Raw genomic sequence first — 1,649 nt, 5'->3', positions numbered from 1 at the left:
CCATCTTCTTCCAACTCTGGTAAATCTATTGTTTCTTCTTCACCGTTTTCAACATTCCTTTTTCCAAGTTCTGGACTGGATCCATAACTTGCATAATAGAAATGATCATCATTAAAAAATACAGCTGTCCCGACCTCATTTCCATTTGTTACAATTTGGAAATTGCCTCCTCCATCTTCAGATAGATAGATTCCAGTCGAAGTGGCAGCAGCAACAACACTAGAGTTGGATGGATGAATAGCTAACGATAGAATTTCTCCTGTAAGCCCACTTGCGCTTACATTTTCCCAAGACTTCCCTTCATCTGAACTCCTGTAAAATCCCTGTTCTAATTCGGAGTTTGTTGCAGGATTCATCAGAAAAATATCGTGGCTGTTATACCCCACTGCCATGGCATGAAAGTCGGTTTCACCCTCAAATTTAAGGTGTTCCAGTGTCCTGCCTCCATCGAAGCTTCGCTGAATACCGATTGGATTCGGCAAGTCGGAATCCTCTCCAGGATGACCGGATGTGTAAAATCCCTCGTCTACTGCATTAAAGCCCATATAATCATTAAAATTTCTAGTTGTTTCATACCAATCACCATTACGGAGTATTTTCAAGCCGGTATGCGTCGCAAAATACAGTCCATTATCATTACCAGCATAACCTATGCCATGAACATGATCTACACTGCCATCAAATGTAGCTTCATAATCTTTTTCCTGATTATTGCTGCAGCCTGCTAAAAATATCCCTACGATAATTGTTACAGTTATTATTGTCTTTCTCAACATCATTCACGCATCCTCCAAATTTTTAATTCATACCATATGTTTAACCTTAAATCATTCTATAAAAAAAGTGACCATTTTTTGTGCAGATAGTATTTAACACCGATAAACTCAATCCTTTAGAATCGATTTTAAACGTTCAAATTCCTCCTTGTCTATTTCACCTCTTACAAATCTCTCTTTTAAAATTCTTTTGGAACGATGTCCTCCATCAATAAAGTTTCTAATTAGGAAACAACCTAGAATCAATAACCCCAGCCATACTATTATCATACAGATCATAGGCCAAATTGAACCATAACCGTACATAAAATGCATTTTGTCACCTTCTTTTACTGATTCCAATAAGTATATAAAAAATTAATCCAGAAAGTTTGCAGAAGGATCGTTTAGCTTTTATTAACGGGTTTTTCAGGTAAAATTTATCTCTGCAACAAAAATAAATCTGCACATAAACTGCAAAATTTCGGGGTAAAGTACTGTTAACTAAGAGAATGGAGGGGTTAAAAATGAAAAGAAATAAAATTATATTGGGACTAGTCTCTATCTTTGCGGTGTTTTTATTGGCAGCTTGTGGCGGGGAAACCGAGGAAACGAATCCTGAAGAAAACACGGTTACAGAAACAGAATCCAATACCGAAGAAGAAATGGATATGGAATCGGAATCTGACTCAAATGAAGATATGGAAGGTATGGACCATTCTGAAATGGATATGTCCAGCTCTGGCGAGGTTCCTGAAGATTTGCGAGAGGCTGAAAATCCAACCTATGACGTCGGAAGTCAAGCAATCATAGAGACAGATCATATGGAAGGTATGAACGGTGCAGAAGCCACGATTGCTGGTGCCTATGATACTACGGTATATACTGTTTCTT

Annotated in this window: 3 protein-coding genes; 1 reads left to right on the top strand and 2 read right to left on the bottom strand. The window is 37.8% G+C overall.

All coding sequences use genetic code 11. The features are described from left to right. Together C3938_RS00510 and C3938_RS18355 are read right to left on the bottom strand one after the other, a co-directional pair. The coding region (locus C3938_RS00510) for a F510_1955 family glycosylhydrolase (RefSeq protein WP_199775456.1) at positions 1-779 on the bottom strand (779 nt) is incomplete at its 3' end. A gap of 105 nt (positions 780-884) precedes the next feature. Further along, positions 885-1,046: an SHOCT domain-containing protein gene (locus C3938_RS18355; protein ID WP_233998564.1), complete on the bottom strand. Its 162-nt coding sequence runs from the start codon at positions 1,044-1,046 to the stop codon at positions 885-887. Between the two features lie 236 nt (positions 1,047-1,282). On the opposite strand from C3938_RS18355, the gene C3938_RS00500 reads away from it, so the two are divergent. Then, on the top strand, positions 1,283-1,649 hold a 367-nt coding region (locus tag C3938_RS00500; RefSeq protein WP_158681507.1), incomplete at its 3' end, for a DUF1541 domain-containing protein.

This window comes from Microbulbifer pacificus, assembly GCF_002959965.1.
In the GTDB taxonomy this organism is placed as follows: Bacteria; Pseudomonadota; Gammaproteobacteria; order Pseudomonadales; family Cellvibrionaceae; genus Microbulbifer; species Microbulbifer pacificus_A.
This window is presented reverse-complemented; position numbering and strand designations above follow the sequence as displayed.